Below are 15,924 nucleotides of genomic sequence, written 5' to 3' on the forward strand. Positions count from 1 at the left end.
GAATGATTCCGCTAGATGTGTTTGGGTCGGAATCGGTCGCAGCGGACCTGCTGGAACAGGTTCGCTGGCGTGACGGTGTTACCTGTCCTCGCTGCCGTTCTGACCGGACGGTCAGAAACGGCAGCTACAGAGAGTTTCAGCGGTATCTCTGTAAGAATTGCGACCGCACGTTCAACGATAAGACTGGCACGATCTTCGCTCATTCGAAGATTGCGCTCCGGCGGTGGCTGTTCTCAATTTATGCGTTTCTCCGGTTTAACACGAGTCTTCGCCAACTACAGTGCGAAATCGACGTGACATACAAAACGATGCACCGGCGCATCGAGCGCTTCGCCAGAGCGCTCGATGCGCCTTCCCTCGATCTTGTCGGACCCGTCGAAATCGACGAAGTGTACGTCTCTGCCGGGAAGAAAGGCCGCGAGCGCGACCGGGAGTCGCGCTCGCGTGGCCTGTCCACGCGTGGGCGTGGTTCGTATAATGGAGACAAGCCACCCGTGTTCATCATCGCCGACCGCGGCACCGGACAGCGGTACGTGATCCCGGCGAAAGCCGCAGACGAATCGACGATTCGACTCCTGCTGGCCGACCGCCAGCAGGAGTCGCTCACTGTCTATACCGACGGCTTTCGAGCGTATGAACCGCTCGAAGACGACGACGCATTCGACCGCGAATACGTCGTCCACGGCGACGGTGAATACGCCGACGATGAGGTGCACGTCAACACCTGCGAGAGCCACGCGTCGCAGGTGCGACGGTGGCTCTCGCCCCACCGAGGTATCTCCAAAGACAAGCTAACACAGTATCTTAGAGCGTTTCAGCTACGCCGAGAGCTGTTTCGGAAACCCGGCCGAGATGCTCTCAAACACGCTGTTCGAGCAACGCTGTGAAATCAACAATGTGCTACGGATGAGCGTTCTTCGATAATATTGAGGTTCGAAGTCAGGCCAAGCCACACTTTGTTCGACACTTCCAGGACTACTTCTCCTCGCGTGAAATCACCCCACGGAATGCGAAACGGTGTGTCGAAGATCTTCGAGATCGTGTTCTCCACGACGCAAAGGAGCGGAAAGACGCACTAATGGATGCTGTCCACGTCATGTCGTCAACTTATGACAATCAGGAGCGCGCTCGCGGTCTAGTCAAGGAGCACATCGGAATTCGAGAGTCCCGGATACCTCCAGTAGACTCTCAGTGGCTTCTTGACGCCATAGGGCTTGCAGAACGCGATGTGCTTCAGCGTATTGTGACCGGAGATAAGAAAGACATTGTCCGATATCAGCAACAGCTGACGTCATTATTTGATGTTTCAATCCTCTATATTTTGGATGAGTTTCATACGCGTTCCCAGGTCGGTCAGGATTCACACGAGATCCTCTGATTACGCAACGACTGGTTAGAAGGTACACTGTCGCCGGAGCTGAGGTCCACTCTGACAGGAAGTACTTATGGGTGCCGTCCGGACGAAGCGTATGGGACTCTTTGACACCTTATTTAGCTCATCCACCGGGGATACTGTCCCTCAGGCACAGCAACCGAGTCAGCACGAAATCTTCCCCGAGGACAAGTACAATGTCGCATACGCTGTAGCCGCTCGGCGTGAAGAAATTCGGGCGTTAGAACACCTTCTAAAAGCGGATCAGACCTCACCTACCGCCTTGGAGGCTGAGCCTTTCCTTCAGGATATAATCGAAGATATGGAGCGGGATCGGGAATACTCCCTCCGCCTTCGCACTTCTGGGGAGGAGCTCGTCGACGATATCCGTGAACTCATAGAGCATTGGGACAATCAGGTAGATGAGCAGATAGGGACGATTTGGTGGCCTATCGGAGCAGATACGACGTTCAGGTTGTACCTCCATTATCTGGAACTCCGTGCTGATGCGGAGGATGACCAATTTTCGTTCCCGGAGTCTGCTGGGCAGGTTCACACTCTCGTCCAGCGTGGTCTCAGTGCAATGGAAGATGATGACGACTCGAAGCTCGCTGTAGTCCATAAGCGAGACATTCCTTGGGAAGAACCAGCTGAGGACAGCTGATCCAGTTCGCTCCTTCTCAAAGAGACCGATTAATTGTATCCAGTATCAAACCCAGTTATGGTAGAAATATCAGACTCCCTGTGTTCGCTTTTCACTGCGAAAATTAAGGAGGAGGATGGCACTTTCGTCATCGAGATTCCTCCGAGTGAGATCAAGCACGGGGCGCTGACCGGTGATGAAACGTACCGCATCGCTCTCCTTGATTCCTCCTCCGAAGCTGAATCAACATCTCCACAGGCCCCACGGCATCCCGCCTCTCAGGGGAGCACGAGCCATGATTCATCTGGTCCTCCTGTTGATGAGGGAGAAGTGCGCGACGTGACAATCGAAACCGTCGGTGATCAAGGAGACGGTATTGCGAAAGTCGAACGGGGGTACGTCGTGATCGTTCCCGGCGCTCAGCCCGGCGACGAGCCAACAGTCGAAATCGAACAAGTTCAGGAGAACGTCGCGTTTGCGAGCATTGTCGATAGCGATCCGCGAGCACTCTAACCTGTTGTCCCTTCTGCGGATCGGTCTTCTTCTCGGTAAACCATCGGTGTGAGAAGGCTCCGTTCGCGTTTGTCTGATGGAGGTGGTTCTGAAAGTCACGTCACGTTTTCTTCACGCGCTCGCGATGACACAACCTTCCAAAGCCGAAATACAATCTATGACAAAGGAACCGATTGAGGTACTCGACGACCTGGCCAACCAGGTCGCCGATGAGTTTGAGGCGTATAGACAGCCGGACGAATTCAAGGATGTCTCGCTCGTGATTGAGAACAGCGACGAGGAACATCCGACGCTGATCGTCCACGTTGATAGAGAGGACGCGGAGTCCCTTGCCGACCGTATTGATGAGTTCCTCCGCGAGCATGGTGCTCGTACTGAACGGGAACGACACTCAGCTACGGATGTCCGTGTGTTAGCGACGGTCGACTGACACCGCCCCTCCAATTTTTTGACTGACTGCAAGCACCGCTGAAGGACCCTATCTTCATTTCCGATCAAGGGGGTCCCGACCGCTTCAGCTCAGGTGGTTAATCTGTGCAGACAGATACTCTTGGAGAGCGGTGACCGTTTCTTCTGAGACTGCTGAGGCCCCGAAGTCACTCCGATACCCGTGCTTGAGTTCATCGCTCTCTATGATCTCCAGTCCACGCTCAAGCTGCTCCCGTAGCGCATCGTCGTCCCCTCGCCGAAGGTGAGGCGTGACAGCGTTGAGGTCGCTCTCTTCTGCGACCGCCAGGACGTCCCGAAGGTCCGTTTCTCTGCCGCTGTGGAGCTTTGCCGCCACGAGGACGGCCCCATCGATCACTCTGGCTGTCGTCGTCACTGTGCCTCCGCTCACCTCCTGTTGGTGGCTGTGGTCGTACAGGTAGTCGAACGACCACTGTGCCTCCGTCTGGCGACACGCGAGTCCGTTCACCAGGAGATCGAAGCCGATCGGCTGCTGCGGCGTGAGCCGCTTCTCGTACTCGATTACTTCGGTGTCGTAGAACCATTCTTTGGCGTGGCTGTCCGTTTTCTCGAATCCCCGCTGTTCGAGGAACTCGACGAAGTCAGCTTTGGAATCCGGCGCGACGACGATATCGAGGTCCGTGGAGAAGCGAGCATTGAATGCTGAGACAGCGTAGCCGCCAACAAGAACGTACTCGTGGCCCTCTTTGGTGAGCTCCTCGAGCAGTTCGATGAGCGCGTCACTTCGGTTGTTGAAGCTCATGGCTGCGCCCGTTCGGTCTCTCGATACGTGACGCCGAGGTCAAGGTCCTCGTACATCCGGTCGAGCATCGCCAGCGCCGACTGGAACTGGGCGTAGTTCTCGCGCATGTACTCGATCGTCTCTGCTCTCGGTATCACCGGGTACCCTTCGACGTGCTCGATATCGAGTGACGCGCGTGGCTCGAGGACCATTTGTAGCGGTCCGCTAAGCTCGTCTCGGGGCTGTCGTTCGAATGCGGTCGGGAGGTCGAAGGACTCGAAGAACCCCTCCCAGGCGTCGACGTCCTGCTCACGAACAGCCAGGAACAGTGGATAGTCGTTGGGCTCGCGACCGACTTGGTAGCCGCCCTGAGTCCACACGTAGACGGCGTCGATCCGCGTGAACGCGAACGGCCAGTCACCGAATTGTGGGATGACGTATGTTTCCTCGATGGAGGGTGGACTGACGCCAGCGCTGGCAGCGACGAGCTCGAGCGCTGCGTCGCGTACGCGCTCGTCGACTACAGTGAGGCCGTCATCATAGGAAACGTAGCCTGCCTCTTCCAGCCGATTGACGGCCTGTCTCACTGTCTCGTAGGGCGTGTGGAGGTGTTGGGCGACACGGCGGATGGAGTCACCACTCTCGATGGCGAGGATAGTCTGTGCCGCCGTGTCGTCGAGAACCTCATACATCTGGTAGTTACCAATAATCCGGTAACAGCTAAAGGTCTTACTAGAAGACGGGGTAGAACGGCTCTGTCTGAGTTCTATCACTCGGGACTCTCCCATTGAATGACTGAAGAATGTAGATCTCATAGCCAATCTGCATAATGTGGATAATGTAGATAATGTAAATTGGGCTTCTTCAATTGGTTCGTGTGGGTGGCAAAGATTGTGATGAATGCGTATGAAATGCTGATTATCTAAATTATGTAGATTGCGTAGGGTCGACGGTGATTATGCCAATTGAGATTGTGCCAACAATCTACGTAATGTACAAAATGTAGATTGTGTAGATGGCGTACGCAATCTGTCTGGCACAGAATTAAGATGGACGAGCATCATTGACCGCGTATGACCAGTGCAAAACGTACATTATCGACAAAACTCGCGCAACCTTCAACATCTACCCAATGTACATTACCTACAAAATGTACAAAATCCGCTTCTTACGGGGTGCTGAGCTATGAGTGCTGACGAGTTTGAAGGGCTCCCCGGAGCAGCTGTCTCGTTGCTCAAGGGAGGGGTAGGGAAATCCACGATCGCGCTCAACATCGCTGATCGACTCGCTGCTCGTGGCCATGAGACGGTACTATTGGATCTGGATAAGGACGGGCACATGACGACCCAGTTGGGATACGACGATGCGTACGACCGAGATGCGAACCTCGGTGACGCCCTTATCGATGGTGAGGACCCCGAAGACCTGCTTATCGAGACGGACTTCGGCGTTCACCTACTCCCGTCGAGTAACGAGCTCGAGAACGTCGAGACGAGGCTGAAGGACGAACGGTTCGCAGACGTGAAGCTTCGACGGAACGTCGTCGATCCGCTCATTCAAAACGGATACGACTACGTGATAATTGATGCCGCAGGCGGCCGTGGGAAACTCTCCGACAATGCCCTCATCGCCGTCCAGCGCGTCATAATCCCGCTAATCCCGCGTGCTGGCTCGATCAACGGCCTCAATAAGATGATTGAACGCCAGATCTCCCCAATCCGGCAGAATATCGGGTTGGATATCCTCGCAGTCACTCCGAATATGATTCGCGAAACAATGGGACAACGCAACGAGCATCGGACTCTCGTTGAAAATCTCAACCGGGAGTTCGGTTCATTCGTCCCCGAGTACGCTCGTGTGGACCCGGAGATCTTCGATGCCCTCGATGATTCGGAACGCACCATCGATAGTATTCCGAAGCCAGGGATTCGCGAACGGACCGCGATTTCTCGCGCGTTCAAGCAAGGAATGCCGGTCTCGGAGTTCGACGAAGATTGCGACCAGATCCCGAATTTCGATCACTTAGCGGACCTCGTGGAGGAACACAGCCATGCCTAATGAGGACGACCGTTTCGGGGACGTCGCTGAACAGCTCAAACAAACGGAGGAAGGAGCCGAATCGGATGACGACGAACGTACTGACGCCCAGGATGAACCGCAACCGGATGAAGAGATAACTACTGAGGACACAGAGTCGGAGACTGAGTCCATTCCTGAGCAGGATGAGGAGGATGTGGACGAATCCACCGGTGGACCGGCCTTCTCCTTTGATGAGACCGATATGCACGGCTTCTATGTCCGGGAGGACACGTGGGATGGCGTCACCCGGATGCGATCATCGGTAACTGCTGCGTGTTCTATGTTTGATGTTCCCGAGTTTGAGGGAAGAGAGTTTCAAGATGCGTGTCTCCGGGTAATTGCGGACCACGGTGATGAGGTTGCCCTCCAGATCCTCCGGGAGCGTGGTATCGAAGCCGATGAGGAACGTGTTCAGGAAGTTGTTGAGATGCTGAGCGAGCAAGCTACGAACGACTAACATTGGATTTGGCTGATTTTCCTCACCATTCAAATTTTGTGCGCATTGTACATTATGCAGATTGTGTAGCAAGCTATCTGCTTGCAGTCTTGCGATTATTCTCAGAACCGGGTCCGAACGGCGGTCGCGGTTTTAGTATATCGGTATATGGTTTATACCGTTGGTCAAATCCGAATTTCAGGGGATAGAACCCTTCTATCATCGGAAAAATGGTTATGAGATTTCTGTACTCGATGGTCCTGATTACGCCGGTAATCACGACCACTTTGAAGTACCCCGGCGCCGTCGGTGAAGCACGAATGCTGCAACCGCCTCACGACGACGCTTCCCCCAGGGTAGAGGACCCGAGACCGGGGCTGCAGGACGGTGGAGGGCCGGTGAATGCCTGACCGAGCGCTTTCGACGCCGCTCGACGACAGCTTCGAGCGCTACCTCCAAGACAAGGGGAAAGGCCGGGGCGGCGGCGGTGGGAACTATCGACGTAACGCTGCACGCGAGCTCGAACGGTTCGCCGAGTGGGCCGCCGGCGACCGCGGCGCCGACGACTGGACCGGGATCGCCGACGACGTCGGCCGCGAGCCGACCTTCGACGATCTCGACGAACGCGTGTTCCGGGAGTACGCCCGACATCTCGGTGGAGATCGGGGACTCAAGCAGAACACAGTACAAACCTATTACCGCTATATCTCTGCGTGGTGTGGCTGGTGCGTCAACGAGGGATATCTTGAGGCCCACTACGCGCAGCGAGCGAGTGCGATGGCGCCGCTGCCGGAGGACGACGGTCGCAAGCCCGGCGACCAGCAGGCCTGGACGTCCGAACAGCGCCACGCCCTCACCCGTCACGTCGACGAACGGGCCCGCGACGCCGTCGAGGCGTACACGACACTCCCGGAGGATACTGATCCCCTCGACAAGCAGCGAGCACGCTACGCGGCGTTGAAGGCGGCTCGTGACCGGGCGCTGGTGTTTGTCCTCGCGTACACCGCCGTCCGCGTTGGCGAACTCCTCCGCGATCCGAACGACCCGCGCCGGCGCGGCGTCCGCTGGGAGGACCTCTCCGTCGACGACGGGAGTATGGACGTCTACCGGAAGAAACAGCAATGGGATGCCGCGAGCCTTCCCGATCCGGTGATCTCGCCGTTGCGAAGCTATCGCCAGTTGATGGACCCACCAACGGAGCGCTGGCCGGTGTTTCCGACGTTCGACCAACGGACGCTCGCAGGGCTCGTCCGGGAAAACCTCGCCGAACGAGGGGAACGCCCAGAAGCAATCATTGAACGCCGTGCGGAGTACGCTCGCGACCTGCTGCTGGCGCTCGATGTGGACATTCGGCCGCCGTCGATCACGACGGACGGCGCACGGTCGATTCTCCAACGACTCTCGGAGGCCGCGGAGATCGACATCGACCATCCGAAACACGATTATCTTGCTCCGCACGGTGGCCGTCGTGGCATGGGCGAGGTTCTGGTCCGGGCATTCGGATATACTGTGGCGGCCCGATATCTCGATAATTCTGAGGAGATGGTTCGTGAGCGGTACTCGCATATCGAGGCTGGTGAGTTAGGTGATGTCGCTACTGAGGCCCTTGAGGAGATCGATAGTGTACCGCAGTAACTTATTTCGAGTGAGAGGGGTAGACCGTCGCGTTCACACCGCGTCGACGGTGAACAGCGAGTCGTCGCTGAGGACGACCTGTACCCGGCGGTGCCAGGCGTCAGCGAAAGCCTCTCGTTGCTGGTCAGTTGCCGATTCGTCGAGAATCCCTTGGAGGTTCCCGATTGCGGGTCCACCGTCAGGAACGTCGCTGACGTGGTAGGTCACTTCGACGGTCTCGTCCGTGTCGGTTCGCCGGAACCGGAACGTCGGGTCCGCCGTGTCCGGGTCGAACGCGTCGAAGCGCAGGAGGTCGCGGCGGCCGCCATAGCCGCCGGCGAGCCCGCTGAATCCGTCATCGCCGGTCGCGCCAGTCACGTACGAGATGATGCGGCTCATCACGCCGTACGCGGCATCGTCCTGCGGGCCGGCCGTCTGGACCTCGATTTCGCTCCGGACTGGATAGTCGTCGGGATACAGGGCGTCGAGCCCGAGCTGGACGATCCGATAGGCACCCGAGGCTGTCGGACAGGAGTGTCCGGCTTCTTTCACCGCGTCCCGGTAGGTGACGACGAACGGCTCGCCCGGTTCGAGGACGCCGAGGGCCTCCGCGACGGGGTCGCGGATTTCGATCGGGTCGGCGTCGTAGTCGACCTGCCAATTGGTTCTCGTCTGGGTCGTGTCAGTCGCAGTCGAATTCGATGTCATGAGTTGTGGTTGTGATCGTGTCTCGTGGTCAGTAGCGGAGCAGTCGCATCCCGTTGAGGATGACGAGGAGGACGCTGGCCTCGTGGACCAGCATTCCCGACGCGAGGGTGACGTAGCTGGTGAGCACGCCCGCGAGGAGGACGGTCACGGTCAGCACCGCGAGCCCGACGTTCTCGAGGACGTTCCAGCGCGTCGCCTTGCTGAGTTTGACCGCGTACGGGATGCGTTCGAGGTCGTCGGCCATCAACGCCATGTCAGCCGTTTCGATAGCGGTGTCCGTTCCCGCAGCACCCATCGCGATGCCGACATCGGCAGTGGCCAGCGATGGCGCGTCGTTGATGCCGTCGCCGACCATCGCGACGACGTGGCCGTCGGCCTGGTAGCCCTCGATGACGGACTGCTTGTCCTCGGGGAGGAGTTCGGCACGGTACTCGTCGATACCGACCTCCTCGGCAACGGCAGCGGCCGTCCGCTCGTTGTCGCCGGTGAGCATCACCGTCTCGATGCCAGCGTCTTGGAGCGCCGCGACGACCCCAGGAGCGGCCTCCCGGAGCTCGTCCCGCATCGCAATCGCGCCGATGATGTCCCCGTCCCGAACGACGTGGACGACTGTCTCGCCGCGCCCCTCACGCTCGCGGACGTAGTCGGCGACCCGATCGGGGACATCGACGTCGCGGTCGTCCAGCAGCGCGCGGTTGCCGACGACGACTTCCTGGCCATCGGCATGGGCGATGACGCCCTTGCCGGCGACCACGTCGAAGTCGTCGGGATCGGGGACCGACCTGCGCCCCACGTCCGTATCGTCCGCTTGGGCGACCGTCGCTCCACCGTCCGTCGCAGCCGTCTGGCGTTCGCGGGCCATGTCGACGATGGCGTCCGCGAGGTGGTGTTCGCTCTTCTTCTCGGCGGTCGCTGCGAGCGAGAGGACGTCGGCGGCGGCGACGCCGAACCCCTCGATACCGGAGACGGTGGTCTCGCCCTTCGTGAGCGTCCCCGTCTTGTCGAAGGCGACGAGATCGATCTTGCCGGCGCGTTCGAGGTGTTCGCCGCCCTTCATCAGCACGCCCGACCGGGCGGCGTTACCGATGGCCGAGACGATGCTGACCGGTGGCCCGATGACCAGCGCGCCCGGACAGCCGATGACCAGCAGCGTCAGCGACAGGATCGCGTTCTGCGTGACCGCGTACGCGCCGATAGCCAGGGCAATGACGGCCGGCGTGTAGTACTTCGCGAACCGGTCGATGAGACTCTCCGTGGGCGACTGAGCCTCCTGGGCCTCCTCGACGCGACGGATGATCCGTTCGAGAGTCGTATCCGATCCCGCTCCCGTCGTCCGGATTTCTAGCGCGCCCTCCTGGTTGACCGTCCCGGCGTACACCTCGTCGCTGTCGGCCTTGTGGACGGGCGCGCTCTCGCCGGTGACCGGCGCCTGGTTGACTGCGCTCTCGCCGTCGACGACGGTTCCGTCGACCGGGATCTTCCCGCCCGGCTTTACGACGACGACTTCGCCCTCTTCGACATCGCGGGCGGAGACCTTTTGGAGTGTCCCGTCGCGACGGACGGTCGCCGTGTCGGGCGTCATCTCCAGTAGCTCCTGAAGTGCCGTCCGGGTCTTCCGCATCGTCCGGCCTTCGAGGTAGCTGCCAAGGCTGAACAGGAAGACGACGGCGGCGGCTTCCCAGTACTCCCCGATGACGATAGCACCGATGGCGGCCAGCGTCACCAGCGTCTTGATGCCGAGCGTCCGGTTGGTGACCTCGTGGTAAGCGGTCTTGGCGATGTCGTAGCCACCCACGACCGTCGCGAGGACGAGGATGGCGGCGCTTGCCATCTCGAAACTCGTGAGGTAGCCGAGACTCCAGCCACCGCCGTACAGCAGGCCGCTTGTCGCCGTGACGATGGCCTTCCGGTGGTTCCGGTAGTACTGCGTGATCGATTGTTTGTTCATAGTGTTAGGCGGGCTGGGGAGTGTACCCCTGGTTTTCGATGGTCTCTGCGAAGGCGTCGGGGTCAGCGACGCTGTCGTCGTACTCGATCTCGACGCGGCCGGTCGCGTAGTGGACTTCGACGTGCTGGACGCCGTCGACGTTCGACAGGGCGCGTTCGACGGTACTCGCGCAGGTCGGGCAGTCGAAGTCGAGGACGCGGAATTGGGTTGTGTCGCTCATTACAGTTTGAGATAGTGCCCGTACCTCAATAAGTATTTTTTATATGATATGTTTGAATTCGGATACGAGTCGTTGGAACAGTCAAACGGGTCGTCTAGGGCTTTCGCTATCGCGGGTCCATCCTGTACTGGATACCTCGACAGACACCTACCCGACTCCTGCCCCGCTACCTTTTCCCGCGTGCTCGCGCTCAGTCCTCGTATGAGTGATTCCGATACCGACCACCGTCTCGACGACATCGCGGTGCGAGACACTCGGATTTCGGACGCCATCGACGAGCCGATGCGGGCGATGGTCCTCGACATTCTGTCCGAGGAAGCCCTAACTGCGACCGAGGTCCACGAACGCCTCGACGATCGCGGCATCGACCGGACGGAGAACACGGTCCGCCATCACATCAACGAGCTCCGGGATGCGGGCCTCGTCGACGTCGTTCGCTTCGAGGAGGGGCGTGGTGGGACGACGAAGTACTACCACGCGAACACGATCGTCCTCTCGTACTCACTACCAGATTCGGCCGACGCCGCCGTCGAGGAGATGATCGACGCTGCCCAGCCCCAGATCACGGACGCGCTCACTACGCTCACCGACGAGTACGACGACGCTATTGAGGAGATCGTCGAGGATATGCAGCCCTGCGAGCACTGCCAGACCCAGAAGTACGAGACGTACGTTCTTCTGACCGTCCTGCGACGTGCGTTCGTTCGCGCCCACAGAAATTCCTGAGGGGGAACCACCCCTACGCTGGCAGGGTCTTAGAAGGAGAACCGATCACGCGCGGATTGCATCGCGAGGCGAGTCAGGAGTCGCGCAGGGCCACGCTTTGGGAGGTCCCGTACAGTCTCGATGCTGGTCGGCGGTTCACTACCACCAATGTCTAACTCCCAGCCTGTCTCGTCCATGAAGCGTTCGACAGCCTGATTTACTCGCTGTCGCACGTCGTCCGAGTCCATTGTCTCGGGCACACCATTCCGGAGGACGACGTCGCCGTCAACGATCACTGTCTCGACGTCGGCCGGGACCGCGTTGTTCACGACGTGTGCGGGAACGTTGGTCAGTGGCGTGAACTTCGGTTTGTCGACGTCGAGGAGGATAATATCCGCGCGCTTTCCCGCTTCGATACTGCCGATCTCGTCGCCCATCCCCAGCGCGCGTGCGCCCTCGATAGTGAGCATTCGTATCAGTTCCATCGAGTCGAACTGCCCGGCTGAACGCTTGAGATTTGCCGCCAGCCGAGCTTGCCGCGCTTCACCGAACATGCTGTACGAGTCGTGCCAGTAGTGGTCGTCAATCCCTACTCCGACGTCGACGCCGGCGGCTCGAAGCTCGGGAACGGGCGTCCACTGCGTCTCCCCGTCCGGATTCCAGTAACAGAAGACGGACGGGCAGTGCGCAACAGCCGCGTCCGCCTCGGCGGTTCGCTGGATGTCCTCTTCGTCGGCGAGGCGGAAGTGAGCAGCGACCAGTCGGTCGTCCAGGAGTCCAACGTCGTCGAGCAATCCTACCGAGTCCTCGCCACCGTTCGCTCGTGCCATCGTGTTACTCTCCTCGAGTTCGAGCAAGTGCGTGTGGACGAGCAGGTCCGGGTACTCTGCGGCGAGGGATGCGGTCCGTTCCCACAGCTGCCTGGTACACGACCAGTCGTCGTGCGGGCAGATCGTCGCCCTGATTCGGCCGTCGTACGTGTCGTGGTACGTTTCGACGAACTCGCGAGCACGGGAGAACTGCTGATCGACTGGTTGGTCCCAGAAGAGGTCCGAGATCGCCGGGCCGAAAAATCCGCGGAGCCCTGCTTCCCCGAACGCCTCTGCACCTGCGGCAGGCCGTGCGTCCATCGAGTTCACGGTCGTGACACCGCCCAAGAGGAAATTGAGCGCTGCGAGCTCGACGCCTGCCTCGACGAGGTACTCGAATTCGCCGTTCCCTAATCTGTTAAACAAGGCCGTCCCACTCCCAAGCATCTCCGTCAGCTCGAGTTCGCTAAACGCACCGATGAGCGGTGTCATCTCCAAGTGCGTGTGGGCGTTCACCAACCCCGGCATCACCAGTTTCCCGTTCCCGTCGATAACGGTGGACGCTTCTAATTCTCCGTCTCCTGCACGTGATGGTCGGACTTCTTCGATACAGCCATCGGTGATGCATACTGTGCCGCGCTCGTACAGGCGGTTCCGCTCGTCGGCTGTGAGAACGAGTGCATCATGGATTGCCAGATCGACAGCCATCGTAAATTAGGAAGTGGATGTGACAGTTACCGTACTGGACAACCGAGCAGGCCGGCGAAGGCTGTTCTTCCAGGTGGTGTTCCCCTCATTTGGGATATCATCGGTCTCTACTGGTCCCATTAGCCTCTAATACGTCGGCGTGATTTAATCAGATTCCCCTTTTGAATCTGAAGTCGGATTCCGTGGAGCTTGTGGAGGTTTGCAATGTTTTCCCCTCTTCACGATAGATCATCTATGGCCGACGGTTACGATGCCATAGTACTGATACCCTCATAGGCAGTATATTCTAATCAAAACCGCAATAGATGATCCCTACAATGATACACCTATGCAGGCGACGATAATCGACGGAGTTCTTGAATCCCTTCGTATCGGTGTCGGATTTCTCTGGACGGCGGCGTGGGCGATCATCATGGGCCTCACGATTACGAGTCTCGTCCAGGTCTACGTCTCGAAGGAGCGGATGGCACAGGTGCTGGGTGAGGGCGATCTAACTGGACTTACCAAGGCGACTGTGTTCGGAGCAGCAAGCAGTGGCTGTAGTTTCGGCGCCGTCGCCATCGGGAAGGGCCTGTTCAAGAAGGGGGCGCACGCGGTGAACTTCCTCGCGTTCATGTTCGCGTCGACGAACCTCATCGTCGAACTAGGGCTGATGATTCTCATCCTGCTTGGCTGGGAGTTCCTCGTCGCGGAACTGCTCGGCGGCCTGATTCTCATCGCCGTCATGGCCGCCATCGTCCACCTCACGCTTCCCGAAAACCTGTTTAACGAAGTCCGCGAGAAGCTCAACGAGCGCGACCACCAGGCGGGCGTCACGGAAGATCCCACCTGCGGGATGGAGGGGAAAGACGAGTACACGCTCACGACCGACGGCGGTGAGACGCTCAAATTCTGCTCGGAGGGCTGTATGGAGACCTATCGCCAGGAGACGTCGAGTAGCGGCGGGTGGCGTGACGAGTTGCTGTCGTGGGGTGGCTGGTACAAGGTCGGGAATCAGTACCGCAAGGAGTGGTCGATGATCTGGAAAGACATCGTCGCCGGCTTCCTTATTTCTGGGTTCGTCATCGTCTTCGTCCCGCAGTGGGTGTGGAACACGCTGTTCATTCAGGGCGACGGCCTGCTCGTGACTGCCGAGAACGCCGTCATGGGCGTCATCATCGCCGTCCTCAGTTTCGTCGGCAGTATGGGCAACGTCCCGTTCGCCGTCGCGCTCTGGGGTGGTGGCGTCAGCTTCGCCGGGATCATCGCGTTCGTCTACGCCGACCTCATCACCGTGCCCGTCCTGAACGTCTACCGGAAGTACTACGGCTGGAAGGTGATGCTGTACATCCTCGGCGTCTTCTTCGTCACGATGGCGTTCACCGGCTTCCTCATGGAGCTGCTGTTCGACGCGCTGGGTATCGTTCCAGATCTGGCGGGCGGCGAGACGGCGACTGAACAGACGTACTTCGAGCTCAACTACACGTTCTACCTCAATATTATCGCCTTTGCGCTCTCCGGGTTCCTTCTGTATGTCTACCGGCGGGGACTCGGCGCACCAGGTCAGTATCGAGATCCGGTGTGCGGGATGCGAACCGACGATGAGGGCCCGAGTGCGTCCCACGATGGGACGACGTACTATTTTTGCTCAAAGAAATGCAAGCGTACGTTCGAAGAAGAACCAACGGAATTTACTAATCAAAGCCCGCAAATATCGAGCCACGATCACGATCATGACCACTGATGATCGCACTGTGGTTCATCCGCTGTGATGGGGTTCATCATCACAGTTTCAATCCGCAATTGTCACACCTACTGCGCTCAAATAGACGGTATGAATAGTCAAATCCCGCAACTCGGGGCTGTCATATGAATCGCCGTCGAGCAGATACTGTCGTCGGTGTGCTTCTCGGGTTCGTTCTCCTGGCCGGCGGGGTACTCAGTTGGCGGGCCTATCAACAGCGTCGGGCTATCGAGCAATCGATGGGGTCAATGATGGGTTCATCTATGGGAACGATGCACGGCCCAGACCCCCTCTGGTACGTGGTTGGAACCCTGCTGGTTGCTGGCGTTATCGGTGGCGTCTATTACGTGGTCCGGGGAGAACTCACCGATCCAGAAGTGGCCGACACAACGGCGCCTGTCGATCCTGCACAGACATCGGCGGCAACAGCTACGTCGATGGATGATGACGCTGCACCGGCGACGTCTATCAATCCTGAATCGGACCCCCAAGCACGCGTTCTCGATCTCTTACCGGATGATGAACGACGCGTCCTCGAACCCGTCCTGAACTCCCCCGGAATCACGCAGATTGAACTTCGGGATCGATCTGAGTTCTCGAAGAGTAAAGTAAGCCAGACCGTGAGTTCACTCGAGGAGCGAGGTCTGCTGTATCGGGAACGACAGGGTCGGACCTATCGTGTGTATCCGAGTGATGACCTTCGGCAGCAACAACCGGGAAAATAGTCGCTATCTATCGGGCGCTCTCCCTCTCGAATTCCGTAGGTATGAACGGTCTCCCTCGAGCAAAACGGTTAGAAGATGTTATAGACGTTCTCGAACGTTCTCCTGTATGGATTCACACCCATGTCGATAACTCCCGAGCAGGCCTACGAGTAACCGAGGAGAGAGACAATGACCAACTTCAAACTCGGCCGGTGGCTGCTCGTGGCGCTCGCGATTGTCGGACTCGCGTTCGCCGCACCGGCAGTCAGCGCACACGACAACGCAACGACCGCTGACGACGCGCCTACGGACAATGCCACCGCAGATGAATGGGCCACTTGGATGGAGGCACAGATGACCGAACACATGGGCCCGGGTAGCGTCGAGTGGATGGAGTCGCACATGGGTGTGACCGTCGACGAGATGGCCCAGGACATGGCTGACGGGGAATACCACGACGGGGCTGACGACGGCTACAACGGCGGGATGTACGGGCAGGGCCACTGCTGACGGCTCTGGCCGTTTCGATCGCTCCAATCGAACACCACAACTC

At 58.8% G+C, this 15,924-nt stretch carries 17 protein-coding genes; 11 read left to right on the forward strand and 6 right to left on the reverse strand.

Features of this window, described 5'->3' with window-relative positions; translation table 11 throughout:
- The first annotated feature begins 2 nt into the window (after positions 1-2).
- From Harman_RS17475 to Harman_RS17495, 4 genes are all read left to right on the forward strand, one after another.
- Positions 3-887 (forward strand): IS1595 family transposase, encoded by an 885-nt coding sequence (locus Harman_RS17475; RefSeq protein ID WP_137685068.1) that lies wholly within the window; start codon positions 3-5, stop codon positions 885-887.
- 582 nt (positions 888-1,469) lie between these two features.
- Complete coding sequence (locus Harman_RS17485) at positions 1,470-2,036, forward strand: hypothetical protein (RefSeq protein WP_235007249.1); 567 nt, start codon at positions 1,470-1,472, stop codon at positions 2,034-2,036.
- Positions 2,037-2,093: 57 nt separating this feature from the next.
- Complete coding sequence (locus Harman_RS17490; protein WP_136689353.1) at positions 2,094-2,528, forward strand: TRAM domain-containing protein; 435 nt, start codon at positions 2,094-2,096, stop codon at positions 2,526-2,528.
- A gap of 157 nt (positions 2,529-2,685) precedes the next feature.
- Positions 2,686-2,958 (forward strand): hypothetical protein, encoded by a 273-nt coding sequence (locus Harman_RS17495; protein WP_136689361.1) that lies wholly within the window; start codon positions 2,686-2,688, stop codon positions 2,956-2,958.
- An 84-nt stretch (positions 2,959-3,042) separates the two neighbouring features.
- Here Harman_RS17495 and Harman_RS17500 read toward each other — a convergent pair whose 3' ends face one another.
- Complete coding sequence (locus Harman_RS17500; protein ID WP_136689352.1) at positions 3,043-3,738, reverse strand: nucleotidyltransferase family protein; 696 nt, start codon at positions 3,736-3,738, stop codon at positions 3,043-3,045.
- A complete protein-coding gene (locus Harman_RS17505; protein WP_136689351.1) occupies positions 3,735-4,409 on the reverse strand; it encodes a helix-turn-helix domain-containing protein in 675 nt (224 codons plus the stop codon). Before Harman_RS17505 ends, Harman_RS17500 begins: the two co-directional genes overlap by 4 nt.
- Positions 4,410-4,902: 493 nt before the next feature.
- On the opposite strand from Harman_RS17505, the gene Harman_RS17510 reads away from it, so the two are divergent.
- From Harman_RS17510 to Harman_RS17525, 3 genes are all read left to right on the forward strand, one after another.
- Positions 4,903-5,775 (forward strand): ParA family protein, encoded by an 873-nt coding sequence (locus tag Harman_RS17510; protein WP_128904668.1) that lies wholly within the window; start codon positions 4,903-4,905, stop codon positions 5,773-5,775.
- Positions 5,768-6,253 carry a hypothetical protein gene (locus tag Harman_RS17515; protein ID WP_121513335.1) on the forward strand — a complete coding sequence of 162 codons (486 nt, stop codon included), beginning with the start codon at positions 5,768-5,770 and terminating at the stop codon, positions 6,251-6,253. The genes Harman_RS17510 and Harman_RS17515 overlap by 8 nt, the downstream gene beginning before the upstream one ends.
- A gap of 381 nt (positions 6,254-6,634) precedes the next feature.
- On the forward strand, positions 6,635-7,867 hold the full coding sequence (locus Harman_RS17525) for a tyrosine-type recombinase/integrase (protein WP_049987695.1): 1,233 nt from the start codon (positions 6,635-6,637) through the stop codon (positions 7,865-7,867).
- 33 nt (positions 7,868-7,900) lie between these two features.
- On the opposite strand, the gene Harman_RS17530 is transcribed toward Harman_RS17525, so the two are convergent.
- From Harman_RS17530 to Harman_RS17540, 3 genes are read right to left on the reverse strand one after another with little or no spacing between them, the layout of a single operon-like run.
- The gene (locus tag Harman_RS17530) at positions 7,901-8,554 is read right to left on the reverse strand and encodes a hypothetical protein (protein WP_004594625.1); all 654 of its coding nucleotides are present in this window, start codon (positions 8,552-8,554) and stop codon (positions 7,901-7,903) included.
- Between the two features lie 28 nt (positions 8,555-8,582).
- On the reverse strand, positions 8,583-10,502 hold the full coding sequence (locus tag Harman_RS17535; RefSeq protein ID WP_004594624.1) for a heavy metal translocating P-type ATPase: 1,920 nt from the start codon (positions 10,500-10,502) through the stop codon (positions 8,583-8,585).
- 4 nt (positions 10,503-10,506) lie between these two features.
- Positions 10,507-10,722 carry a heavy-metal-associated domain-containing protein gene (locus tag Harman_RS17540; protein ID WP_004594622.1) on the reverse strand — a complete coding sequence of 72 codons (216 nt, stop codon included), beginning with the start codon at positions 10,720-10,722 and terminating at the stop codon, positions 10,507-10,509.
- A gap of 201 nt (positions 10,723-10,923) precedes the next feature.
- Between Harman_RS17540 and Harman_RS17545 the strand changes: the two genes are divergently transcribed.
- Entirely contained in the window at positions 10,924-11,448 is a 525-nt protein-coding gene (locus Harman_RS17545) for an ArsR/SmtB family transcription factor (RefSeq protein WP_004048660.1), read from the forward strand.
- A 29-nt stretch (positions 11,449-11,477) separates the two neighbouring features.
- Here the strand turns inward: Harman_RS17545 and Harman_RS17550 are convergent, their stop codons facing one another.
- Complete coding sequence (locus Harman_RS17550) at positions 11,478-12,944, reverse strand: amidohydrolase family protein (protein WP_137685069.1); 1,467 nt, start codon at positions 12,942-12,944, stop codon at positions 11,478-11,480.
- 328 nt (positions 12,945-13,272) lie between these two features.
- Between Harman_RS17550 and Harman_RS17555 the strand changes: the two genes are divergently transcribed.
- From Harman_RS17555 to Harman_RS17565, 3 genes are all read left to right on the forward strand, one after another.
- Positions 13,273-14,667 (forward strand): permease, encoded by a 1,395-nt coding sequence (locus Harman_RS17555; protein ID WP_011222407.1) that lies wholly within the window; start codon positions 13,273-13,275, stop codon positions 14,665-14,667.
- A gap of 125 nt (positions 14,668-14,792) precedes the next feature.
- On the forward strand, positions 14,793-15,392 hold the full coding sequence (locus Harman_RS17560; RefSeq protein WP_011222408.1) for a helix-turn-helix transcriptional regulator: 600 nt from the start codon (positions 14,793-14,795) through the stop codon (positions 15,390-15,392).
- Positions 15,393-15,560: 168 nt separating this feature from the next.
- Positions 15,561-15,881 (forward strand): hypothetical protein, encoded by a 321-nt coding sequence (locus Harman_RS17565; protein ID WP_004594618.1) that lies wholly within the window; start codon positions 15,561-15,563, stop codon positions 15,879-15,881.
- Positions 15,882-15,924: the final 43 nt, after the last annotated feature.

This window comes from Haloarcula mannanilytica (genome assembly GCF_005406125.1).
Classification (GTDB): Archaea; Halobacteriota; Halobacteria; order Halobacteriales; family Haloarculaceae; genus Haloarcula; species Haloarcula mannanilytica.

What these genes read in the sequence shown, in the direction of transcription:
- Harman_RS17515 (WP_121513335.1), top strand. Translation starts at nt 5,768, where the DNA reads ATGCCTAATGAGGACGACCGTTTCGGGGACGTCGCTGAACAGCTCAAA.
- Harman_RS17500 (WP_136689352.1), bottom strand. Translation starts at nt 3,738, where the DNA reads ATGAGCTTCAACAACCGAAGTGACGCGCTCATCGAACTGCTCGAGGAG.
- Harman_RS17485 (WP_235007249.1), top strand. Translation starts at nt 1,470, where the DNA reads ATGGGACTCTTTGACACCTTATTTAGCTCATCCACCGGGGATACTGTC.
- Harman_RS17550 (WP_137685069.1), bottom strand. Translation starts at nt 12,944, where the DNA reads ATGGCTGTCGATCTGGCAATCCATGATGCACTCGTTCTCACAGCCGAC.
- Harman_RS17475 (WP_137685068.1), top strand. Translation starts at nt 3, where the DNA reads ATGATTCCGCTAGATGTGTTTGGGTCGGAATCGGTCGCAGCGGACCTG.
- Harman_RS17530 (WP_004594625.1), bottom strand. Translation starts at nt 8,554, where the DNA reads ATGACATCGAATTCGACTGCGACTGACACGACCCAGACGAGAACCAAT.
- Harman_RS17555 (WP_011222407.1), top strand. Translation starts at nt 13,273, where the DNA reads ATGCAGGCGACGATAATCGACGGAGTTCTTGAATCCCTTCGTATCGGT.
- Harman_RS17525 (WP_049987695.1), top strand. Translation starts at nt 6,635, where the DNA reads ATGCCTGACCGAGCGCTTTCGACGCCGCTCGACGACAGCTTCGAGCGC.
- Harman_RS17505 (WP_136689351.1), bottom strand. Translation starts at nt 4,409, where the DNA reads ATGTATGAGGTTCTCGACGACACGGCGGCACAGACTATCCTCGCCATC.
- Harman_RS17560 (WP_011222408.1), top strand. Translation starts at nt 14,793, where the DNA reads ATGAATCGCCGTCGAGCAGATACTGTCGTCGGTGTGCTTCTCGGGTTC.
- Harman_RS17510 (WP_128904668.1), top strand. Translation starts at nt 4,903, where the DNA reads ATGAGTGCTGACGAGTTTGAAGGGCTCCCCGGAGCAGCTGTCTCGTTG.
- Harman_RS17490 (WP_136689353.1), top strand. Translation starts at nt 2,094, where the DNA reads ATGGTAGAAATATCAGACTCCCTGTGTTCGCTTTTCACTGCGAAAATT.
- Harman_RS17540 (WP_004594622.1), bottom strand. Translation starts at nt 10,722, where the DNA reads ATGAGCGACACAACCCAATTCCGCGTCCTCGACTTCGACTGCCCGACC.
- Harman_RS17535 (WP_004594624.1), bottom strand. Translation starts at nt 10,502, where the DNA reads ATGAACAAACAATCGATCACGCAGTACTACCGGAACCACCGGAAGGCC.
- Harman_RS17495 (WP_136689361.1), top strand. Translation starts at nt 2,686, where the DNA reads ATGACAAAGGAACCGATTGAGGTACTCGACGACCTGGCCAACCAGGTC.
- Harman_RS17565 (WP_004594618.1), top strand. Translation starts at nt 15,561, where the DNA reads ATGACCAACTTCAAACTCGGCCGGTGGCTGCTCGTGGCGCTCGCGATT.
- Harman_RS17545 (WP_004048660.1), top strand. Translation starts at nt 10,924, where the DNA reads ATGAGTGATTCCGATACCGACCACCGTCTCGACGACATCGCGGTGCGA.